The sequence below is a fragment of the Ktedonospora formicarum genome (genome assembly GCF_016587355.1).
Classification (GTDB): Bacteria; Chloroflexota; Ktedonobacteria; order Ktedonobacterales; family Ktedonobacteraceae; genus Ktedonobacter; species Ktedonobacter formicarum.
On record NZ_BNJF01000001.1, the window covers coordinates 2,013,512 to 2,035,855 of the forward strand.

The following is a 22,344-nucleotide window of genomic DNA, read 5'->3' on the forward strand; positions in this document are numbered from 1 at the left end:
ACACTTACGCAACAAGCTCTTGCATATCACACCCATTTGCAACATACAAAGGATGTGTTGCGTATAGAAGATAAGCAAGAAGCCACAGCCTGGAGCGTGCGCTAGGCAGATATCTTTGTGGCCGTATATCAATAGAATTGAGGGCGTTGTCTTATGATGCATCGAACAACATCGCTGGGCCTGAGCGAACGCACGGAGCGTGTACTAGCCTATGTGTTTTGCTGGATATCTGGCCTCTTTTTCTTCTTTTTAGAGAAGAACCGCAATGTACGCTGGCACGCGTTACAATCATTGATTACCTTTGGTGGGCTCAGCCTGATTATCTATGGGGTCAGCATGATGAAGACGATGCTGTCCTTTATTCCCCTGTTGGGCGCGATCACCAGTTTTGGCCTGGGGCTACTGGTTGATATACTCTGGTGGCTCTGGCTCTTCCTCTGGGTTTGGCTACTTATTATGGCCTGGCTCAAGCCTGATTACCGCCTGCCTTTTATTGGTGCATGGGTTCGCCACATCATCTAACCCCACAATAGCGAGGGATGATATACAGGCTCTATAGTACGCTCAAGGCCTGTATATTACCCCTATTTCTTCGCGTCTATGCTCGCGCCTCATTAGGATAAAGCAGGCCCAGTGAGATACCATACGCAGCATGGCGTACCAAATTCTGCCAGAACGAACGCCAGTTAAAGAGGCGTGGAATCTCGCCCCGGCGAATTAGGGGATGATATTTATCAGCAAGCGGCGTGAGACACCAGATAGCGGCGACAAACGCCTCTCCAAATATCAATCCTCGTAGCCAGCCTGGTCCCGGCAAGCAGCGCTTGACCACGGCAGCATACACTTCCGCCAGGGCGACACCGTTCAGTAGGTGCACCAACCAGGCAAATATCGTGACACGCTTGCTTTTCTTCACCCCACCAAGCATCCCTTCCAGGAAGCGCACATCATTAAAGTGGTTCCCTATAAAGTATTTATCACCCTCCATGGCGATACTATAGACAAGCGTGGCGAGGAGTCCAGCACTGGCGGCTCTCCCTGGCCGCCAATCGCGAGCAAGGTATTTCAAGAGTCTATGTGTCATATAATCTCCCACTGTCAGTATATGTAACTCATGTAAAGAGCACTATGCTCTGTTACGCATGCTTCGTTCAACGAGTATGGCGACAATGGTCCCACAAAGCGTAGCCAGGAAGTTCACCACATCGTTATTGATATGGCGATGTCCACGCAAGAAGCGAGTAGAAGTACCACAGCTATGTACAAGGCGCTCAGTCTCCTTCTGGCAGGTGGGGCAATAATACATGGCCTGGACCGTCGCACCCAGCAGGCTATCACAGAGGCTCCCAGCCAACCCACTAATCAGGGAAATGAGCGGGAGATGACGCGCGAGGCGATCTCGGGGACGTAGGAGCCAATTAAAGAGACCCAGCGAAAGCGCGCCTGCCGCCGAGGCTCCCGTCCCCAGGAGCGTAACACCGCCAGATGTTCCTGGCACTGTAGGTTGTCCATTCGTAATCAAACGTGGGGTGTGGGGGCTAAGCACCCCCACTTCGGTCGCCCAGGTATCCGCATTGGCGGTCGCCAGGGCACCGATATAGCCTGCATGCAACGTCTGGCGCGCCTGAGATGTGGATACCAAAGCGTGAGACGTCGCAAGCGCGGAGGCTACGCCACCATTAGCCATAACCTGAGCGAAGTCGCGCCTTGAGCCCTTGCTGAATTTATCTGCTGCCGTCTCGGCCTTTTCACGCGCGCGGAAATGAGAGAGGAGCGTCGAGGAGACAAAGAAATAGATCAGCGAGAACCCCCAGGTTGTTCCTCCTAGCCCGAAAGTCGTGCTGCCAGCGATGATAGCACCAGCGACTCCGCTGCGACTAAGCGAGCGACGCCAATAGGCCAGCAGTCCTATGCTACTGCTGAGTATAAGGCCCGCCGCGAGACGACTAATGACTAGAGGCCGGCCTCTAGTCGCCTGACCGACTGGAAGCGACCGCATTGCTTCACCGTCGAGCTTTTGGGCGGTGGGTCGCCGAACCAGGCGCAATATCTTACAATAAGGAGAGGCTAACGATCTCAAAAACATGAAATGGACCTCATACGATTTTAGACGAAAACCCATCCTCATGGAAAGCGCGGCGAGCGCTGACATGCTCAGGTTTTCGGGAGAAACACAGCTGTAAGAGTGAGTCTTGTTACAGAAACCGAAGCTAATCAGTTCTATCATAGAGACGCGCATTAAAAAGGGAGCAAGCACAGCAAAGAGAGTTAGGTAAGAAGCACATACTCTCGATCAAACTGCCAATCCTCTATAACCTCAAGCTCAAGGTACAGGTGAGGGTGTAGAGGGTCAATATGCTTCAAAAGATGAATGTCTACAATGCGATTATCATTGATGTTTAGGCCTTCGCACAGCGCATCCTGGGTGATTTTTAGACCGCCATCCAGGTCGCGTTTGAGCGGAGTGGCAAAGAAGAAGTCGAGAAAGAGGGCCAGGTAGCCCTCATGAAATCGTTGTTGAAGCGCGCTATCCAGAAGCCCTTCACGCTCCAGGGTATGTAATGCATCGCGTACCTGGCGCTTGAAGCGACGCGCAACCGAGGTACTCACTCGCCGACCATTGACGGTAGCATACTGCTCATTGATACTTGGCGGTAGTGGGAGGTTAAGACGCAAGACGGTAGGTAAAAGCCTGGGTGTTTTCGGAACCCTCAATGGCTGCTCAGTCATAAGTCACCTCCAGTTGACTAGTACTTTTGGAATGAACGTCGCGTCTATTGTATCATGTTAGCATGCCTTATTATGTAAGATTTATCGCAATTATCTAAACAAGCGCGCAACAGAGCAGTTTAATTGTCTAAGTAGAGCTAGTAGTCTCATGTAAGAAAGAGTTAGCAACCAAAGTTGCTCATGGAAGAACAAGCGAGAACTGGCGAAAGTGAGGAGTTATCGTGATCCGATGTAACCGTTGTGGGAATGTCTCCCAGGCTAGTATGGGGAAGTGCCAGATGTGTGGTGCGCCACTCGCTAGCAACGCCGAAAATGCTCAACCCATGGAGGGGAACTGGCCAGCAGAGAACCGAAATGTAAGCCGTGGAGCACAGGGACAACAGGAGCTACCTGCCTGGCTCGAATCCTTGCGGGCAGGCGAGATGCCAGCCGCTCCACCTAAAAGCCCTTCAAACTTTAGCGCCGCCGACCTGATGGAGCAAAAACAGGGCGCACTTCCAACCTGGATGGATCCCGAGCGTGGCGAAACAGGCGAGATACCGCTGCGTTCAGCGGGTTTCCCAGCGTCAAATACTGGTGAGGGAAGCATCCCCAGGCAAGGACTAACCGCAAACTCGTTGATTGATGAGAACTCCCTGCCCTCCTGGATGCGTGAGAATGGTCAGCCCAGCCAGAGTATGCCCCCAGCCCAGGGTTTTCAAGCCTCAAGTCTGGTTGACGCCAATGCTCTACCGGAGTGGATGCGCAACATGCAGCCACAAACACCCACCTCATCCGCTCAATCACAGCCCACACCCGTGCTGCCACCCATCGCGCAAACCCCTCAACCAGTCTCAATGCCTTCGATGCCAGCCGCGCCACAGCCTACACCTCAGATTCCTGAGCCGACAGCTGAGCAGGCTATCGGACAAGGTCTATCAGCGAACTCGTTGATTGATCCCCAGGCACTACCATCCTGGATGAAGGAAGGTGAGAGCGGAACATCAGGGGTCCAGAGCAGCCAGCCTCTTCAAGCAGGCTTCTCAGCGGCATCGCTGGTCGATCCAAATGCGCTCCCAAGCTGGATGAGCGAAGGTCAGCAAAAGTCGCAACAGCCAACGGGTAACGTAGCAAACGCTCAACCGGCTCAGGGTACGGGAATCTCTGCATCGTCATTCATTGATGTGAATGCATTGCCAGCCTGGATGCGCGAAAGTGACGGCTATACATCAGGAAATCCCACAGGTGGTCTACAGGGAAGCGCTCTACAGCCAGGGCAACGAGGGGCTGATAACATGCGTGTACCAAGCCGCCCACGCAGCGAAGTGAGCGCAACTGAGGGTAGTGAAGTAGCCGCAAACGTCTTTGCTTCAATGCTTGGTGTGGCCTCCGTCGCGCCAAACTATCCCGCTCAACCACCCCAGGGGCCAATTCAGCCACCACAGCAGCCTGGCCCAGCACCTATGATGGGCAATCCATCGCCATATATGGGTGATATCGCAAATGCCCCTGGTAGGATGCCGCCAGAACCCAAACCCATGCATCAATCAGGAGAGTACAACGTAGGCGGCGCTCTATCGGGCCCACCCTCCATGCCAGGAGGGTATAATACAGGCGGGGCTCTGGCAAATCAAGGCTCTATGTCTGGTATAATGGGACAGCCACAGCAGCAAGGGAACAGCATGTCTGGTGTGTACAACAATCCCTATGCCTATGGGACGGCTCCCACCGCTAATCAGAACCCTTACAGCATGGGCGGCATTGCCCCAAATTCACCTGGAATGCCCGGCAATCTCACGCCTTCGCAAGGCGGGTTCGGGTCTATGCCCGAGCCACCTCGCATGGAACAGCAGAAGCCTGCCAAGCGTGGCCTGTTTAACGCGATTCGCGAACTATTCTTCCGCTAACATACAAGGAGAGAGATGAACACTAATCCCTATCCTGAAGGAGGACAGGGGCCAGCCCACAATCAGCCACCAGCGGTCACAAACTCGCTGCTAGTAGCTGATTGTGGGACTGTCTTCACGAAGGTCTCGCTTTTTGGGCTCGTCGAGGGTCAGTATCGTTTGATGGCGCGTGGCGAAGCGCCAACAACCACAACACCTCCTCAAAATGATATTACACTGGGCGTTATACAGGCGCTCAATACAATCGAATTTATTACCGGACGGCGCTTCATCCAGAATGGGCGCATTCTAACACCAGAGCAGTCAAATGGCGACGGAGTCGATGCATTCATCTCGACGGTGAGCGCGGGAGGCCCTTTGCGCCTGGTCGTTTTGGGCGCGGTCGATACCACAGCCGAAAATCTTGTGGCTCAGGCCATCTCCGGCTTATATGCTGAGATGCATTCCATCCCATCTCCTTCGTTTCAAGCCGCGATGGCAAAGGCTCCTCTCTCCGTTGGCGCTCCTGGCAGTGAGCAGCCCTGGAATCAGGATCGAATCGCAAAAGAATGGGAGCGTCAGCTTGCCAGTATGCGTGAGTTTCAGCCCCAGGGCGCGCTGATTGTTGGGATGGCGGATGGTCCAGCTGGACCGAGCCCCCTTCAGGAAGCCTGCCAATTGCTCGTCAATGCAACCAAACAGAGCTCAAAGCCGGGTCCCCCCACTCTCTATGCAGGAGCTCCCCAATATACCGATGCAGTAAAACGCATGGTTGGCGGTATATCGGAAATGACGCGACTTGAACCTTTGACCTCCCAAACCCAACTAGGACAGGTCAGCATGGCGGTTGGCTCGCTTCATGAACGCAACGTGATCCAAAAGTTGACTGGCTATCAACGCCTACAAGAATGGTCTGGATCTGCGCCAGTTGCAACCGCTACCTCACTCAGTAGTCTGGTTCGCTTTCTGGCTCAACACTATGCCATGAACGTGGCAGCCGTGGATGTGGGTGCTCTAACCACTACAGCCATGCTGGCGGGTGAACAGGGCGAGTTCATCCCTGTAGTCAATTCTGGCATCGGCATTGGCCCGGGTCTAAGCGCGGTCTTACGCCAGACAGGGTGGCAAAGGATCGCACGCTGGTTACCATTTGTGGTAACCGAAGACGAGATTCGCGAGTTCACCGTCAACCAAATGACCAAACCAGCCTCAATCCCGACAGGTTCACGCGAACTGGCTTTCTGCCAAGCATTCGCTCGCGAGGCACTGATACTAACGATGGATGAAGTACAGAAAGCCAACAGCGAGAATCTCAATCCCGATCTTATTCTGGCAACTGGCGGTCTCCTGGCCCATACGCCCAAATATGGACAGGTCGCGATGATGCTGCTTGATGCAATTCAGCCCCGTGGCATTACCTCACTGGTATTGGATCGCACGATGTTGATCTCACAATTAGGAGCAGTCGCCACCATTGCGCCTATCGTCGCTGTCCAGGTCAATGAAAACGATGCGGTCTCACATCGTCTGGGAACATGCGTCATTCCCTATGGGGATCTTAAACCAGGTGAATTGGCTGTACGCGTAGGTGTAGAATATAGTAATGGACGTCAGATTAATGTCGATGTCATGGCTGGCTCGATAGAGGTTGTACCTCTCAAGGTCAATGAACAGGCATTATTAACCCTCTTCCCCGCGCCCACTGTGGACGTAGGGCTTGGACCCGGCGAGCGCGCTCGTGCGGCTGAAGAGATAGATGGGGGGCTGGTTGGGCTGATTATCGACGCGCGCGGGCGCCCCCTGGCTCTTCCCTCTGAGGAAGTTGAGCGGCACGCGCGTCTTACTCAATGGGCTCAGGCATTAAATGTCTAATATGGAAGGGAGCTCCTCGAACGAAAACCTGCATCAATAGTTTGGTGAGTGCTTACACGCTCAGATGTTCGTAGAACCATTAGACTGCCACAGGCAGATCGCAAGGTGTACCGGGAGGGTAAGCGATGGTTTTACCTCTTGGCTGGTCAATGATACCACGTCTCCAGGTGCAGCGAGAACGCTGGCCTGGTAGGTATTTGCACCATGCGAGACCCCTTGTTCAGCCTGGTCAGGATGTGCTTCCTGATCAACCCATTCTATACATCGAAGAAGACCAAATAATGAGAGAGCCGTCAACGCCAACACGCGTCGCCCGGCTCTCTCCTGCTTCTCCCCATCCTATGCTAGCTGGCTTGCGTGGACATGTCGTTGAGTTCACACCTCGTAGGGGCATAGTGATTGAGAGTCGCGCGGCTGTCATTCAGGGCCGGTTAGGCGCTGGCTATCAAGTTGTGGGGCGCCTGGCCTTCTGGAATGGGCGCTCGATCCCTGCCTCGCTGCACGATACTATTCTCATTGTGCCAGGGCCTCTCAGCTTCTCGTTATTACGCCAGGCTCTTGATATGGGAGTGAATGGCATCATTGCCAGTAGCGCTTCTGTGCGCGACCTGGAAGGATTTCTACGCGCAGATATCATCCAACTCTCAATGCACCGCGATATCGAACAAGCCTATACCCATATCCCCCCTCTTACCTTGCTTCTGACCGAGGGACCAGGCGAGTTCACAATGCCCGAACGGATCACAAACCTGCTCAGGCGCTACGAAGGAGGATTTGCCCTGCTTGATGGTACCACCTCAATTCCCCATGCCCTGGTGCCTGAGTTGACCATCTCACTACCTCTGAGCGAGAGCCAGCGCGCGGATTGGCAACCCATGCAACCAGATCCTACCCTGCGCCTGGGCACACATGTGCGTGTGAGCAATGGAGAATATACTGGTCTCGTAGGAATCATTGATCACTTTTTCCTCTATGAGCAAATCTTCCCATCCGGTATTCGCGCCCGTGCCGCACGCCTTCACCTCGAAAGCGGCTCACATATCACCACCCCCCTAACCAGCCTGGAACCAATTGGATAACGAGGTTATCCACAATTTTTCAGAGTTATCCACAGTTTTCGCAAGAAATTGTGGATAACTGTCAAGTCTTTAGTGTAAAAGTAGGAAGAGTGGGTAGGACCAACTCTTCCGTCAACTTGACAGGGCCCCCCGGTAATTTCTTTTGCTATATCTTTACTAGCGAGCGTCCAGACATCTCCTGAGGCTGTGCGAGACCCATGATATGCAGAAGAGTAGGAGCCACATCGGCGAGAATACCATCTGTGCGCAGTTTTGCCTGCGCCAGCGTAGGTGAGATCAGGTAGAATGGGACAGGATTAGTGGTATGAGCAGTAAACGGCTTGCCGGTATCATACTCAATAAGTTGTTCGGCATTGCCATGATCGGCAGTAATCAGGACACTACCACCCACAGCCAGGGTCGCCTCAACGATCTGACCCACCCCCCGGTCCACGGCCTCAACAGCTTTGACCGTCGCATCAATAACACCTGTATGCCCAACCATATCAGCATTAGCGTAATTCATTACCACAAAGCCATAATCGCCGCTACGGATATGCTCAATCGCTGTGGCTGTAATACCTGCCGCGCTCATTTCTGGCTGTAAATCATAGGTTGGTACCTTCGGCGAGGGAACCAAATCGCGCTCCTCACCCGTGAAAGGTGTTTCGCGCCGACCATTGATGAAATAGGTTACATGCGCATATTTTTCCGTCTCAGCGGTATGGAACTGACGCATATCATGCTCTGAGATAACACGTGCCAGTGGCATCTCAACCTTATCGGCACGATAAGCTACCTCAGCGTCCAGCCCTGCCTCATATTCGGTCATCATCACAAAGGCTAAATCCGCCAGACGTGGGCCACGCGCGAACTTCTCCACAGCCTGCGGCGACATCTCCGCCAGTACAAATGCCTTCGTCAACTGGCGCGCGCGGTCGGGCCGGAAGTTATAATGGATTACAGCGTCTCCCTCTTGCACCATTGCGACCGGCTTATCGTTCTCCATAATCACTGTCGGAAGGATAAACTCATCTGTTACCTGCTGATCATAAGACTGCTGAATGGCCTCCAGAGCCGAGTTCGCGCGTAGCCCCTCACCCTTCGTCATCGCGAAATAGGTCTTCCCGGTGCGCTCCCAACGATTATCGCGATCCATCGCGTAGTAGCGGCCAGAGACGGTCGCGACCTTCGCGGCATGCTCGCCTCCGATCTCCAGGGCTCGCGCCTGCAAGCGCTTCATAAACTCGATTCCGCCAGTCGGAGAGGCATCTCGACCATCACTAAACGCGTGAATGTAGACGCGTTCCAGATTATGCGTGCTTGCCAGGCGAAGCAGCGCCTCCAGGTGGCTCTCATGCGCATGTACGCCCCCATCACCCAGCAACCCACAAATATGAAGCTGTGAGTTATTCCGCTTCACATGCTCAATAGCTTTGATAAAAGCCGGATTCTGAAAGAAGCTCCCATCACGAATCGACTCACTCACGCGCGTATAATCCTGTAAGACACGCTTGCCTGCGCCAATATTCTGATGTCCAACCTCGGAGTTGCCCATCTGCCCATCTGGCAGGCCAACAGCCTCTCCTGAAGTTTTCACCGCCGTATTGGGCCATTCGTGCCCTAGCATATCAAGGTTAGGCGTACGCGCTAGAGCAATAGCGTTTCCCTCAGTACGCGGATTGATGCCCCACCCGTCCATGATGACAAGCACAAAGGGACCCTTCTGCCCAGATGGTGTAATGCTCATATAAAAAACTCCAAATACTAACCTCTTGAAAACCAGAATGCACAATGCTAAACGCAACAGTAACAAGGGCTTTCGTCTAAGAGGATAAAGTAGTATATGCTTCCGTTTGTGCCCACATTGTAACAGATTGTAACAGCGTCGCGCACCACATAGACTTGCGAGCATTGCCCCTTTGTATCAAAGCAAGACATCCATTCGTGTCAGGGCTAGTGGAATGTGTATCTTCTCTCTTACCAGACACTCTTCAAGCCCATTTACGTCTGCTGCGGCTAAAGCTTTTTACTACAAGCTAACCACACTCCTGTTCTAAAGCACTGAGCGCACTCAAACAGAAGAACGACATACACTAAAGAAAGATATGAGGTGGCGTATGTATACGGGATCAAATCTCTTACCGCTCTGGTTAGGTTTAATCATATTACTGTTCATTGTGATTCTAGGCTTAATCCTAGTTGGAACCTACCGAGCACGCAAAGCGCGAGAGACACATCAGGTAGACACATCAAGCCCCAATGCACGCATCAACTTGAAAGATAAAAAAATCGCCGAGCGGCTCGGTGTGCCATCAGCAAGCGAGACTGGCGTCGATCCGCGTGGAGAGGATATCGGCGGCAACTTCTGGGAAGTACCAAAGAAGGATGCCCCCAAAGAAGAAAGCTAGAGAGAGCTTTCAAAGCGTCAGGCGCACATCCATTTTCCTTTGCTTGCCTGTTTAACCCTTGCTCTAGCATTATCCTTCATTAAATTCAAACTTATAGGCCTGTCCATACGTATTGTCTATACGAGAGAGAAGTGCTCATCACCCTGTACAAGAGTCAAAAATGAGCGCTTGATCGTATAATAAGCATGCTTGCTGGGAATGCCTTCTGCTTGCCTGGTATCGTTACGCATAAGAAGAGCTTTTGGGGGCAGATAGCAACTACCAGAATAGCGTCTCCCAGACGTTCATTTGATAAGAGTGGCACAGCTTCGTTTGTGTATACAGAAAAGTGTTGCATAGTCGAGAACAACACAGAAGCTATATATGCTAGACGATCAACTGTCGTCACATAATACTCAAGAGCTCACACATGGGCCAGAGAGTAAAGGTTGCACCTGTAGATATAACAGAGGCAAGAAGAAGAGTAATAACATAGTCGAAAAGGACTTTTGGTATGCGTAGAGAGAAGATACGGCCATTTGGGGACCCACACCTGGGCAAGGGGTTGGTGGCATTCGTCGCCGCCCTCTCTCTGGTGTTCATGACCTCCCTCAGTGCCTTCGCGGGCACCGCCAGAATATACGATAACGCTGGCGTGCTAGACCGGGGACGCGTGATGAGCGAAGCTCAATCGCTGCCTTATAACCTGACAATCTATACCATTAACAACTTTAGTGGCTCCAAATCAGCGTTTCAAAATCAGGTTAAAAGCAAGGTAAGCAGCAAGAATGAGATCGTGATGGCGATTCTCACCACACAGCATTACCTTTGGTTCGCCGGCGGCTCAGACGTCAAGATCTCGAGCAGCCAGTATACAGATGCAACCAAAGCTTTTAGCAGTAACTTTGGAAGCAACAATTATACCAACGGAACCATCGCAGCTATTGGCTCCCTGCGCAATGCCAGCGGGGGCAACTTCATGGGCATAGGTGGCGGAAACCCTGTCAATAGTAGCAGTGGGCTCTGCTGCTGCATCGGCTTGATCGCCCTGCTCATTATCGGAGCCTTTGTCTTCGCCCGCAGGCGTCGCGGAGGCGGTGGAAACGGTGGTGGATTCTTCGGTGGTGGTAGAGGTTTCGGTGGTGGTAATGGCTGGTTCGGTCGCCGTAATGCGCCCCCACCCGGAGGATATGGCTATGATCAGTATGGACAGCCCTATCCCCCCAACTATAACCAGGGTGGCGGTGGCATGAACCCCTGGGCGGCTGGTGGTCTCGGTGCTGCGGCTGGTGGTCTCCTCGGCTACGAACTTGGTAGAAATCAAGGCGAGCACGAGCGCCGTGACGAAGGATACAATGATAACAATGGTGACTTCGGCGGTGGCAATGAGGGAGGCGGCGACTTCGGTGGCGGCAACGACTGGGGTGGTGGTGACTCCGGTGGCGGTGGCGATTGGGGTGGCGGCGGTGGTGACTTCGGCGGTGGCAGCGACTGGGGTGGAGGCGACTCCGGTGGCGGTGGCGGCGACTTCTAATAAGAATTTAAATTGGGCGGAGAGGCATCGATCTCTCCGCCCATTCATTATTCATTGTCCAGATATGCCGCCTATAGATGGGATATCTGGACAAAGCAATGCCCCTGGTTTCATAGTGAAACCAGGGGCATTGTGATCCTTGCCAGTGGATCGGCTATTATCTGCCTGCAATGTCGATGCGGCGGCGATTCCGGCGGCGTGCGTACTCCGCAACCTTGATGCGGCTGAGGGCCCGCTGAAGCGCGGCTTGTAGTTCCGCACGCTCAGTCTGGCTCTGTACCTCGGCCAGGCGCTCCTCAGCGCGGCGACGCGCCTCTACCGCACGTGCCTCGTCAATGGTCTCACCTTCCTCAGCGGAATCGGCAAGCACCACAACGCGGTCGTTCGAGACCTCAAGGAAGCCCCCTGAGACAAAGAACGGCTCCTCGGCATCACCAAGCTCGATGCGAAGCTCCCCAGGAACGAGGAAGGTGAGCAGGGCAGCGTGTTGAGGCAGAATGCCCAACTCGCCATCCGCACCAGGCGCGGTTACCTGGGTCGCTTCCCCCTTATAGAGCTCACGCTCGGCGGTGACAACCTCGACATGCAGAGTCCTGCGTGGTGTCGTTGTCGCCATGGCTTAACCCTTCTGCTGATCGGCCTCGTAGTCAGCCACGACCTCATCAATCGCACCCTTCATGTAGAAGTAGTTCTCAGGGATGTGGTCGTGCTTACCCTCGATAATCTCCTTGAAACTGCGAATCGAGTCCTTGAGCTTCACATAGCGACCCTCGCGACCGGTGAAGGCTTCCGCCACGGTCATAGGCTGCGAGAGGAACTGCTCAAGCTTACGAGCACGTGTAACGATCAACTTATCATCTTCGGACAGCTCATCGACACCCAGGATGGCAATGATATCCTGTAGCTCCTTGTAGCGCTGGAGAATCTTCTGCACACCGCGAGCCACATTATAATGCTCATCACCCACGATCTGAGGATCAAGAATGCGGCTGGTCGAAGCCAACGGATCAACGGCGGGGAAGATCGCTTTCTCAGCGATTGAGCGCTCAAGCACGATGGTTGAGTCCAGGTGGGCGAAGGTCGTCGCTGGAGCAGGATCGGTATAGTCGTCAGCAGGCACATAGACAGCCTGCATCGACGTGATTGAGCCCTTCTTCGTCGATGTAATGCGCTCCTGCAACTCACCCATTTCTTCAGCCAGCGTGGGCTGGTAACCCACAGCGGAAGGCATACGGCCTAGCAGAGCTGATACCTCAGCTCCAGCCTGAGTGAAACGGAAGATGTTATCAATAAAGAGCAGAACGTCCTTACCCTCTTCATCTCGGAAGTACTCAGCCATTGTCAGGCCCGTCAGAGCCACGCGCAGGCGCGAACCAGGAGGCTCGTTCATCTGGCCAAAGACCATTGCCAGGCGATCCAGCACGCCAGCTTCCATCATTTCATGATAGAGGTCGTTGCCTTCGCGGGTGCGCTCACCGACGCCAGCGAAAACGCTATAGCCACCATGACCCTTAGCGATATTGTTGATCAGTTCCTGAATGGTAACGGTCTTGCCCACTCCAGCGCCGCCGAAGGTACCAATCTTACCGCCTTTCATGAAGGGGCAGATCAGGTCAATAACCTTTAGGCCAGTCTCGAAGATCTCGACCTCGGAGGACTGCTCCTCCAACGAGGGTGAGTGACGGTGAATAGGCAGACGGGGCGCGTCCTCAACCTCTTCTTTGTTATCCACAGCCTGACCCAGAACGTTGAAGATACGTCCCAGGGTCTTTGGGCCTACAGGAACGGCGATAGGCTCGCCCATGTCGATAGCGTCCACGCCACGCTGCAAGCCATCGGTTGGACCCATGGCTACACAACGCACCCAGTTGTTACCAAGGTGCTGCTCTACCTCAAGGGAGAGGTCCTTTTCCGCGCCCAGGAGGCGTACACGCACCTCGTTGTAGATCTCAGGGAGTTGGTCGGCAGGAAACTCGATGTCAACCACAACTCCCATGACCTGTACAACTTTACCCTTTGTGCGAGTAGGTGTTGTTGTCATATATTTCTCCACATAGAGACCAGTGATACCGGTCTCTACAAGTATGCTTGCTGTTTTCGAGCGATGTTACATGGCTTCCGCGCCAGACACAACCTCAAGGATCTGGGTCGTAATAGCCGTCTGACGAGCCTTGTTATACGTCAGAGTAAGATCCTGAAGCAGTTCGTTCGCGCTATCAGTCGCGTTCTTCATCGCTACCATCTGAGCCGAATACTGGCTAGCAATATTTTCCAAGAGTGCCTGATAGACCAATGTATCTACATAACGTGGCAGCAACGCCTTAAAAATCGACGGTGCATCCGGCTCATAGATGTAGTCCTGCTTCTGGCTCTGCTCATCCTCTTCCTTGGTAGGAGGCTGGACTGGCAGCAACTGGATGGTTGTTGGAATCTGTGATACGGTGTTGATGAACTTCGGGTAGACGAGATATACAATATCTACATCGCCGTTCAAGAACGAATCTACAGCAACCTGCGTGATTGCACGCGCGTCACCCATGGATGGCTGATCACCCAGGTTCACAAACTCTGCAACCAGATTCTGCTGGGAGCGTATCACAAAATCGCGGCCCTTACGTCCAACGGCAACCATATCCACTTCGGGCTGTATGCCATTCTCCGCGAAGCGCTGCTGCTCCTCCAGCACACTGGAGGCAAGTTTGCGATTCACATTGCTAGGCAAAGCACCGCAGAGACCACGATCAGGCGAAATCACGATATAGCCGATTCTGCGCACAGGTCGCTGTTTCAGCAAGGCAAGGTCATCGTCCAGCTCTTCGCTTGCCACTGCCGCGAGACGAGAGACGAGTTCGCGCAACTGATCAGAGTAGGGTCGAGAGTGTTCGACTCGCTCCTGAGCACGGCGCATTCTGCTACTCGCCACCATCTGCATGGCCTTGGTAATCTGGGCGATATTGCTAATCGACCGGATACGCCCTTTAATTTCTCGAATAGATGCCATCAGCTTGCCTCCTAGCGCGCCAGGGCGGTTTGCTTATACTCTTCGATGGCAGCACTGAGCTTCTTCAGGAATTCGGGTGACATCTTGTTTTTCTGTTTGACAGACTTCTCAATAATCTCCTGCCCGATTTCTGGGTGGCTGGCATCCAGATAGCGGTAGAGACCAGACTCGAACTCTGCGATTTTGTCCAGCGCGATATCGTCGAGGTAGCCGTTGGTCACGGCATAGATGATAATAATCTGCTTCTCGATGGGAACCGGGCTATACTGCGGCTGCTTCAGAATTTCCATTTGGCGCTGACCACGATCAATACGGGCCTTGGTAGCCTTATCCAGGTCAGACGAGAACTGCGCGAAGGCCGCGAGGCTGCGGAACTGGGCCAGATCGAGTTTCAGGGTACCGGCAACCTGACTCATGCCCTTAGTCTGAGCGCTACTACCAACGCGCGAGACCGAGAGACCCACGTTCAAGGCTGGGCGCTGACCGGCATTAAAGAGGTCAGTTTCCAGGAAGATCTGGCCGTCGGTAATCGAAATGACATTGGTTGGAATGTAGGCTGAGATGTCATTAGCCTTGGTCTCAATGATTGGCAGAGCGGTCAGCGAGCCACCACCGTAGTCTTCGTTCAGGCGTGCGGCGCGCTCCAGCAAACGAGAATGCAGGTAGAAGACGTCACCAGGGAAGGCTTCACGTCCCGGAGGGCGACGAATGATCAGCGAGATGTTACGATAGGCTTCAGCGTGCTTGGTCAGGTCATCATAAATGATCAGAGCATCACGACCGGTCTCCATGAACTCCTCACCCATCGCACAACCAGTGTATGGGGCCAGGTATTTCAAAGGAGCGGGATCAGAAGCGCCAGCGGCTACAATGATGGTGTACTCCATCGCGCCATGCTGCTCCAGAATGGCGCGGGTACGCGCGATAGAGGAGTTCTTCTGACCGATAGCCACATAGATACAGAGCAGATTCTTACCCTTCTGGTTAATGATCGTATCGATAGCGATAGCGGTCTTACCAGTCTGGCGGTCACCAATGATCAGCTCGCGCTGTCCGCGACCGATAGGGATGATGCTGTCAATGGCCTTGATACCAGTCTGTACAGGCGTGTTCACCGAGCGGCGAGTAATAACGCCTGGGGCGACGCGCTCGACAGGGCGGGTCTTGTCTGTGGCAATAGGGCCACGATCATCGATAGGTTGTCCCAGGGCATTGACCACGCGACCGAGCAAGGCATCGCCAACCGGGACCTCAATGATACGACCGGTCGTGCGAACCTCGTCATCCTCGCGGATCTGAGTGTAGTCACCCAGAATTGGGCAGCTTACGGTTTCTTCTTCCAGGTTAAACGCCAGGCCAAAGAGGCCTGTGCGAGGAAATTCTACCAACTCAAGATATTTTACATCTTGCAGGCCATAGACACGGGCGATACCGTCTTGTACCGCGATAACGGTACCAACGCTCGCGGTCGCAGTCGTCTCAGTCCCAAAGCCTGCGATGTTTTTCTCTATGATGGCACTGATTTCGTCAGCCCAAGATGCCATCGTAATCCTCCTACTCCTTATTAGAAAACCTGAGCGCTTCTACGCTAACCACGAGAGCGGCATTGGTTTTCGCATAAGACCTTAGTGTTGTTTCTAGTAGGTCGTTTATATACGTCTGTTTATTGGTTCAATTGTGCGTTTCATCGCTTCAAGCTGCATCCAATGAGATGACTGCGCCTGAGTGAGCGAAAGCGGAACAGGGGTCTTCTCTACGAGACGTATCCATGCGTAACGCCTGGATAGTAAAGGGTAGCTCTACCAGCGTATAGAAGGAAGAGATTGCCCTCGCCTTAGCGAGTGACAAGCTCTTCCTCAGAGAAAAAATCCTGGCTGCTAGAAGCGGCATCATTGAGCAAGCGCTGTTGCAGGGCATGCAAGCGGAAGCGAATGCTTCCATCGATGACCTGATCTCCCACACGAGCCACGACACCACCCAGAATAATCGGATCAACCCGAGTACGCATAATGACACTCTTGCCGGTGCGTTGCTCCAGGGCCTTACGCACAAGCGCGCTTAGTTCGTCATCCATGGGTTTTGCCGTTGTCACCTCAGCTATGGCCTGATTGCGGTAGTCCAGAACCAGTTGTTCGAGTTCGGCGGCAATATTGGGCATAGCGTCGACCAGTTCACGCTGAACGATCAACAGTGCGAGGTTGAGCGATGTCGGCAACACCTTAGACTCAAGAGCCTGGCGTAACGCGATCTCTTTGCGCTTCGCCGGAACCTTCGGCTCACGCAGGAGATACGCCAGCTTCCGAATGGAAAAGAGGCGTCCGATCTCCTGTACATCTTCGAGCGTGCGGTCAAGCGTATTCTGCTTGCGCGCAAGCTCGAACATGGCTCCGGCATAGCGGCGTGCTATCGCTCCTTTTAACATTAGTTGTTCCTCGTCTGATCAGTAGCAACGATAAACTCTTCCACCAGGCGGCGGTTGTCGGTGGTGTCGACCGATTTACTGACAACTTTGCTGGCTGCTTCAATCGAGAGGTTGATAACCTGACGGCTCAGCTCATTGCGAGCGCGATTGGCCTCTTGCTGAATACGCGCGACCTGCTGCTGACCAACCTGCTCAGCGCGAGCCTGGGCCTCTTCAATAATGCGATTGGCCTCTTGCTGGGCGTTCTTGCTGGCGCGCTCAATAGTATCGGCGGCCTGCCTGCGGGCCTCAAGCAAAATCTGCTCAGAGCGGCTGTTGGCCTCGGCAAGATCCTTCTTGGCCTTCTCGGCGTTCTCAATACCCTCACGAATGATGGCCTGGCGCTTGTCCATGATCTTGAGAAGGGCCGGGAAACCCCAACGCCACAGGATCAAAAAGACGATACCAAAGCTCACAAGCTGTGAGATAAAGAACGCTCCGTTGATGCCAAGTCCGCCACTGCTGCCTTCGCTCTCCTGAGCGAAAACAAGTGCATGCATTGCAAACTGCATGTTATTGCCTCCTTATGGCGGTCTGCCATGACTGGTCCCCATACGCGACACGGAGACGCAGCTCATCGAAATGGCCTTCTTCATGCCTCACGACAGGCTGTGTCTCTGTGTAACGCGGTAAGGTTGCCTCAGAAAAATAATTTCAGGGCTAGACAAATTTGAGCAGCAGGGCAACCAGCAGGGCATAGATGGCGATGGCTTCGGCGAAGGCCAGACCAAGAATCAGGTTTGTCTGAATAACAGGAGCGGCTTCAGGGTTGCGACCCATGGCGCTATATGCTTGACCGGCAGCGATACCAATACCGAGACCGGGACCGAGTGCTCCAAGACCGATGGCGAGTGCGATAGCGAGTTCTTTCATCTGAAAAAATCCTCCCTGGGACAAAAGCCCAGTTTATTTTAATGTATAATTAATCTATGCAATCGCAGAGTGATCCGCGAGTAGCAAACACATTGAAATGGTACGATAAGGATGGGACGATAACGAGGCGTCATCCAGGTAGCAAGCTCTTACGAGCCAGAATCTGCTTCCCTAGTGAGTTGTTACCGCCTGAGCTGCATGGCTGCCCTCAGCCGACGCCTGACCTAATTCAACCTCGCCATGCTCTTCTTCATGGCCGTGGCCTGTCACAGCAAGTTGTAGATAGATCAATGTCAGCAGCGCAAAGACGAATGCCTGTACAGCTGCCACAAACAGCTCAAATGGAATGAAGATGACGTTCGCAACAGCCGGCAGCAGAAAGGCGAAGACCGCCAGCACGATACTGCCTGCGAAGATATTACCAAAGAGACGGAAAGCCAGCGAAAGGATGCGGCTGACCTCACTGATAATCTCAAGCAGACCTACAAAGAACTCAATGAAGCCGGTCAGCGAGAACTTTAGCAGACCTCGCAGATTCACATACTTCATAGTATGTTCTTTGAAACCAAGCGTCGCGAAGCCAACACACTGCGCGGTCACAACCGCAATCAGCGCCATCGAGATCGTCAGATTCAGATCCGTGGTGGCAGGGCGAATCCAGGGGATCAACGCATTCGAAGCATCGCCCCACAGGAACAGGCTTGGTTGAGCGCCCACCTTGTGCAGTTCTTCCATGCTGATCGAGCCAATCGAGTCGACGCCAGGAATGACATCGAGCAAGTTAGAGACCAGGATGAAGAAGAAGAATGTTGCGGCAAGGGGGAAAAACTTACGCGCATATTTCTTGCCTGTGATGCTCTCTGACAGGTTCATCAAGAACTCTATCAGAGCCTCAGCAGCATTCTGGATGCCACGAGGGACCATATCACCACGGCGCGTCGCGAAAAAGAAGAGCAGAACAAGTACGACAATAGAAATCCAGGTACAGAACAGCGTATTGGTCACCGGCCAGTTTATACCTGGAATCGTGAAGATGATTTCCGGTGCGAGTTGCACATGAGGAAGTCTCCAGAGATTCACGCGGCGTCCTCCAATTGCGGCGGACTCTGCATGCTGGATCTCATTGTCAGATAGATAAGCGATTCCGTTTCTCTTGAGCGGGGGAGGCTAGCAATCCTTGTATATGACCAGGAAGACAATAACCTATAAGACCCGTGAGCTTTTCAATAAACGGTATGCTCCGTAGATGCCAGAGACCAGGCCAAGCAGCAGCCCGAGCAGTATAAATAATGGTCTGGTATGAAGCCAGCCATCGAGTAAATTTCCTACAATGGCAAGTAGAATAATGGGAACTGCGATAGTGAAGCCGAGTTGTCCAACTAACGCCAGATTCTCCCAAACTGGGTGCGGCGGCTGTCGCTTCATTGAAAAATCCCATCTATCTTCTCTTCTTATTGTACCTATGGGATTATAGCACAGGCGACAAAATTTTTGCAATGGTAGCTATATATTCCTGGAAGTCCCTTTCTTGAGCTCAAAACATCTCTTTTTAAGGGGTGAAAAGGGCTCTTCAAGCACCTTTCCCATGGCGGATATAGGGACAAAATGTGAGTGCACCAAGGTGTGCTATCTACCTCTGAACATAGCAGGTGATCGTAATGGAGCTCTTGCCAAGAGGCGCTGTTTTCGTTAGACTGCAAGTGGCGTAGTAGCATCTACCATCAGCCTGACAAAGGAGTGAGGAGTTTTAGTATGACGCAAGTACTTCAAGTAGCAAGTACTTTTCCCTTTTCGCCTGAGGCGCAGCAGCGCTTGAGCGAGGCCGCGGGAAGTACGATTCGCTATATTGGTGATAGTGACGAGTTGCGTGAAAGCCTACGGGAGGTAGAAATCCTCTGTGCTTACTGGTTACCCGCGAACTGGCGCAAGTTGGCACCCAATTTACGCTGGTTACAGGCATCGGGCGCGGGCGTCGATGGTTTGCGCCTGAGTGGGATACTCGCCTCCGAGAGCGGCGTCCGCGTTACCACTGCTGTTGGCATTCACGCTATAACTATCGGTGAGTATGTTTTCGCCAGTATGTTGATGTACAATCGAACCTGGCCCGCGATGGTTCGTTTACAGGATCGCCATCTCTGGCCCCGAAGCGCGAATTGGTATAAACTAGGAGGACGAGAGCTGGCAGAACAAACGCTGGGTATTGTGGGTCTGGGAAGTATTGGACGACGAGTCGCCCATCTAGGCAAGGCTTTTGGCATGCGTGTTCTAGCAACCAAGCGAACAGTAAACGCCAACCAGTCAGAGGAAAATATCGACCAACTTTACCCCATTAGCCAACTACACGATATGCTGCACCAATGCGACTATGTGGTACTTGCCGTGCCACTGACGGCTGAGAGTGAACATCTAATCGGGGAAGCAGAATTACATGCGATGCGTGAACATACCTACCTGGTCAATGTCGCGCGTGGGCGCGTGATCGATGAACGCGCGCTTATCACGGCGCTGCGCGAGGGTTGGATCGGAGGCGCAGGTTTAGACGTGACAGAGGAAGAACCATTACCCGCCGATAGTCCGCTCTTCTCGTTACCGAATGTCATCCTCACTCCCCATATTTCGGGTGAGAGTGTACACTATAATAAGCGCCTCTCAGAACTTTTCGCAGACAACTTGCGGCGCTATCGCGCTGGCGAGCCGCTACACAATATGTATGAACCCTCACGTGGTTATTAAGATCTTAGATGAAAACCACTCCATTTGGGAACAGTATGCCAAGGGATTGAGCCGTGGTGACTGGCATTGGCTAAAGCTCAATGCCTACATACATAATAGGAAGAGCTCTAGACTTCTAAATACTGCCATAGGTTTTCATACTAAGGGATAATCATTTTCAGTCTTGGAAAGAAGGGGCATGAATGAGCATTGATCTTGGGCGCGCTGAGGTCCTCGGCGCTGACTCGGTTGGGGTTCCAGGGCAGCGCCGCTTCCGCCTATTTGTGCAAAGCGGACATGGCTCAGCCGTGATGTGGATGGAGAAGGAACATCTGAACACGCTTGCGCAAACGCTGGAGCGCATTCTTGGCGTGATTGCAGAGGGGGAAGTATTGCGCCTGGAGGCTCGACCGGGTGGTCTCCCTTCACCTGGCGGTATGCCAGGCGAGTTTCCTCTTCATCCAACCTACGACTTTCAAGTTGGGCAAATTAAGCTCAATTTTGATGAGCATGAAGAGACATTCCTCTTAAGCCTGGCTCCACTAGAAATCATTGAAGAGCAGGGAGAGCCGCGAGCCCTGATACGCGAAGACGACGCAGTAGTCTTCCGCTTTACACCTCAGGCAGCGCTGGAACTCTCCAACGACATTGGCCTGGTCGTAGCGGCAGGAAGGCCGGTCTGTCCATTCTGCCATATGCCTCTCGATGGCGGACCCCACGCTTGTGTAAAGCAGAACGGACATCATAAAATCACGCAGGTCGAGCTTCAGAATGAAGATGAAGAGGAATAGGAGCGTTATACAACGCCCCTATTCCTCTTTCTTACTCTACTGAGTACGAATACCTGATACCATATCGCTTCTCTTGAAAGGGGTCAAAAGAAGCCAGACCATTTGATTCTTCTCTGCAAAATGGCAGTCAGGCTACCACTTTATTCAACACAGAGATATTTGTTGGCCTTTTGCAGGTATGTCTCTTCGTTTGCCTCTATCATCAACTTGTGCAATACAACCACGTCACCATCAGGCAGGGTCTCTACGGGTTGCAGGCAGAGGCGCATGGTTGCATGACCGTTTTCAAAAACCTGCACATAACCATTATGCCTGGGCACGCGATACACTCGATGCGGAGCCGTGGGACTGGGAACTTCCAGGTAACCATGCCAGAAAAGCTGGTGGAATTGCTCAGGCGTAAGCGTATCGCGCAGCAAATTGGTGGCCCTGCGCTCAGCTCGCGACCATCCCTTTACGTAAGGCTGTACGATAAGCCAGATCATAGGCGAGATAGCCAGTAGAATAGCGAGCCAGCACAGAGCAGTCAGAATTTGTTGTACCGGGATCATCCACCCACAACTCGCGGGACCAGTACAATTTGTTCCGCAGTGGCGTCGAAGTGCTCAATGCGCTCTGCTGGTTTCCCTGAACCGATACGGAAGGCCGTCGCACCCCTGGCTCGCTCTTGCGCAAAGATGTGTTCAGCTTCTCGAATAGCGGCAAGGGCTTCGGCGTCACCCGCTAGAACCTTCTGTTCGTCCCAGGTGAGACGGTCGTCACCACGCCGTGACATCACCCGTAACATACCCACAGTCGTTCCTCCTTCGTAGTCTACGCCATGCGAGATGGCAGCTTCCAACGAACTTCTAGGACAACTCAAGAACGCTTTTCCGAAGAGATGAGAGCCTCATAGCTTGTGTCATACCTGTTTCTATGTACAAGTATACCAACGTTTCCTACAGAGGAGAGGCTCCAAGACTCGCATGAGCCATATACCATCGAGCAGTTTTCAGAGGCGCTTCCTGCAAGCATAATCAGAGGCATCCCCTGTCTCGATAAGTGATTCCCCTCGGGT

Annotated in this window: 23 protein-coding genes; 8 read left to right on the plus strand and 15 right to left on the minus strand. The window is 53.1% G+C overall.

Annotated elements, in window-relative coordinates:
* The first annotated feature begins 153 nt into the window (after positions 1-153).
* Complete coding sequence (locus K3T82_RS08610; protein ID WP_220193070.1) at positions 154-522, plus strand: DUF4870 domain-containing protein; 369 nt, start codon at positions 154-156, stop codon at positions 520-522.
* Positions 523-598: 76 nt separating this feature from the next.
* Here the strand turns inward: K3T82_RS08610 and K3T82_RS08615 are convergent, their stop codons facing one another.
* From K3T82_RS08615 to K3T82_RS08625, 3 genes are all read right to left on the minus strand, one after another.
* Positions 599-1,084: a hypothetical protein gene (locus K3T82_RS08615; RefSeq protein WP_220193071.1), complete on the minus strand. Its 486-nt coding sequence runs from the start codon at positions 1,082-1,084 to the stop codon at positions 599-601.
* 42 nt (positions 1,085-1,126) lie between these two features.
* Positions 1,127-2,086 carry a DUF92 domain-containing protein gene (locus K3T82_RS08620; protein ID WP_220193072.1) on the minus strand — a complete coding sequence of 320 codons (960 nt, stop codon included), beginning with the start codon at positions 2,084-2,086 and terminating at the stop codon, positions 1,127-1,129.
* Positions 2,087-2,268: 182 nt separating this feature from the next.
* Entirely contained in the window at positions 2,269-2,730 is a 462-nt protein-coding gene (locus K3T82_RS08625; RefSeq protein WP_220193073.1) for a RusA family crossover junction endodeoxyribonuclease, read from the minus strand.
* Between the two features lie 221 nt (positions 2,731-2,951).
* Here K3T82_RS08625 and K3T82_RS08630 point away from each other — a divergent pair, with 221 nt between their 5' ends.
* The 3 genes from K3T82_RS08630 (at position 2,952) to K3T82_RS08640 (ending at position 7,546) form a co-directional block, all read left to right on the plus strand.
* Positions 2,952-4,616 carry a hypothetical protein gene (locus K3T82_RS08630; RefSeq protein WP_220193074.1) on the plus strand — a complete coding sequence of 555 codons (1,665 nt, stop codon included), beginning with the start codon at positions 2,952-2,954 and terminating at the stop codon, positions 4,614-4,616.
* Between the two features lie 15 nt (positions 4,617-4,631).
* Positions 4,632-6,467 carry a glutamate mutase L gene (locus K3T82_RS08635; protein ID WP_220193075.1) on the plus strand — a complete coding sequence of 612 codons (1,836 nt, stop codon included), beginning with the start codon at positions 4,632-4,634 and terminating at the stop codon, positions 6,465-6,467.
* A gap of 125 nt (positions 6,468-6,592) precedes the next feature.
* Complete coding sequence (locus K3T82_RS08640) at positions 6,593-7,546, plus strand: hypothetical protein (RefSeq protein ID WP_220193076.1); 954 nt, start codon at positions 6,593-6,595, stop codon at positions 7,544-7,546.
* A gap of 145 nt (positions 7,547-7,691) precedes the next feature.
* Here K3T82_RS08640 and gpmI read toward each other — a convergent pair whose 3' ends face one another.
* Positions 7,692-9,275, minus strand: coding sequence for a 2,3-bisphosphoglycerate-independent phosphoglycerate mutase (gpmI, locus tag K3T82_RS08645; protein ID WP_220193077.1), 1,584 nt, complete (start codon positions 9,273-9,275; stop codon positions 7,692-7,694).
* A 370-nt stretch (positions 9,276-9,645) separates the two neighbouring features.
* On the opposite strand from gpmI, the gene K3T82_RS08650 reads away from it, so the two are divergent.
* Entirely contained in the window at positions 9,646-9,936 is a 291-nt protein-coding gene (locus K3T82_RS08650) for a hypothetical protein (protein ID WP_220193078.1), read from the plus strand.
* 493 nt (positions 9,937-10,429) lie between these two features.
* Positions 10,430-11,449, plus strand: coding sequence for a hypothetical protein (locus tag K3T82_RS08655; protein ID WP_220193079.1), 1,020 nt, complete (start codon positions 10,430-10,432; stop codon positions 11,447-11,449).
* Between the two features lie 157 nt (positions 11,450-11,606).
* On the opposite strand, the gene K3T82_RS08660 is transcribed toward K3T82_RS08655, so the two are convergent.
* The 9 genes from K3T82_RS08660 to K3T82_RS08700 form a co-directional block, all read right to left on the minus strand.
* Positions 11,607-12,065, minus strand: coding sequence for a F0F1 ATP synthase subunit epsilon (locus K3T82_RS08660; RefSeq protein WP_220193080.1), 459 nt, complete (start codon positions 12,063-12,065; stop codon positions 11,607-11,609).
* A 3-nt stretch (positions 12,066-12,068) separates the two neighbouring features.
* On the minus strand, positions 12,069-13,490 hold the full coding sequence (gene atpD / locus K3T82_RS08665; protein ID WP_220193081.1) for a F0F1 ATP synthase subunit beta: 1,422 nt from the start codon (positions 13,488-13,490) through the stop codon (positions 12,069-12,071).
* Positions 13,491-13,556: 66 nt separating this feature from the next.
* On the minus strand, positions 13,557-14,450 hold the full coding sequence (gene atpG, locus K3T82_RS08670; RefSeq protein ID WP_220193082.1) for an ATP synthase F1 subunit gamma: 894 nt from the start codon (positions 14,448-14,450) through the stop codon (positions 13,557-13,559).
* Between the two features lie 11 nt (positions 14,451-14,461).
* Positions 14,462-15,994 carry a F0F1 ATP synthase subunit alpha gene (gene atpA / locus K3T82_RS08675; protein ID WP_220193083.1) on the minus strand — a complete coding sequence of 511 codons (1,533 nt, stop codon included), beginning with the start codon at positions 15,992-15,994 and terminating at the stop codon, positions 14,462-14,464.
* Positions 15,995-16,284: 290 nt separating this feature from the next.
* Complete coding sequence (gene atpH, locus K3T82_RS08680) at positions 16,285-16,872, minus strand: ATP synthase F1 subunit delta (RefSeq protein ID WP_220193084.1); 588 nt, start codon at positions 16,870-16,872, stop codon at positions 16,285-16,287.
* Positions 16,872-17,423 (minus strand): F0F1 ATP synthase subunit B, encoded by a 552-nt coding sequence (atpF, locus tag K3T82_RS08685; RefSeq protein ID WP_220193085.1) that lies wholly within the window; start codon positions 17,421-17,423, stop codon positions 16,872-16,874. Before atpF ends, atpH begins: the two co-directional genes overlap by 1 nt.
* 148 nt (positions 17,424-17,571) lie before the next feature.
* The gene (atpE, locus tag K3T82_RS08690) at positions 17,572-17,784 is read right to left on the minus strand and encodes an ATP synthase F0 subunit C (protein ID WP_220193086.1); all 213 of its coding nucleotides are present in this window, start codon (positions 17,782-17,784) and stop codon (positions 17,572-17,574) included.
* 171 nt (positions 17,785-17,955) lie between these two features.
* Positions 17,956-18,864: a F0F1 ATP synthase subunit A gene (atpB, locus tag K3T82_RS08695; protein ID WP_220193087.1), complete on the minus strand. Its 909-nt coding sequence runs from the start codon at positions 18,862-18,864 to the stop codon at positions 17,956-17,958.
* 123 nt (positions 18,865-18,987) lie between these two features.
* Positions 18,988-19,209: an AtpZ/AtpI family protein gene (locus tag K3T82_RS08700; protein ID WP_220193088.1), complete on the minus strand. Its 222-nt coding sequence runs from the start codon at positions 19,207-19,209 to the stop codon at positions 18,988-18,990.
* A 327-nt stretch (positions 19,210-19,536) separates the two neighbouring features.
* Between K3T82_RS08700 and K3T82_RS08705 the strand changes: the two genes are divergently transcribed.
* A complete protein-coding gene (locus tag K3T82_RS08705) occupies positions 19,537-20,517 on the plus strand; it encodes a D-2-hydroxyacid dehydrogenase (protein WP_220193089.1) in 981 nt (326 codons plus the stop codon).
* Positions 20,518-20,699: 182 nt separating this feature from the next.
* Entirely contained in the window at positions 20,700-21,287 is a 588-nt protein-coding gene (locus tag K3T82_RS08710) for a DUF3090 family protein (protein ID WP_220193090.1), read from the plus strand.
* Between the two features lie 140 nt (positions 21,288-21,427).
* On the opposite strand, the gene K3T82_RS08715 is transcribed toward K3T82_RS08710, so the two are convergent.
* Both K3T82_RS08715 and K3T82_RS08720 read right to left on the minus strand, forming a co-directional pair.
* Entirely contained in the window at positions 21,428-21,838 is a 411-nt protein-coding gene (locus tag K3T82_RS08715; protein ID WP_220193091.1) for a hypothetical protein, read from the minus strand.
* The gene (locus K3T82_RS08720; protein ID WP_236031264.1) at positions 21,835-22,074 is read right to left on the minus strand and encodes a hypothetical protein; all 240 of its coding nucleotides are present in this window, start codon (positions 22,072-22,074) and stop codon (positions 21,835-21,837) included. The genes K3T82_RS08715 and K3T82_RS08720 overlap by 4 nt, the downstream gene beginning before the upstream one ends.
* Between the last annotated feature and the right edge of the window lie 270 nt (positions 22,075-22,344).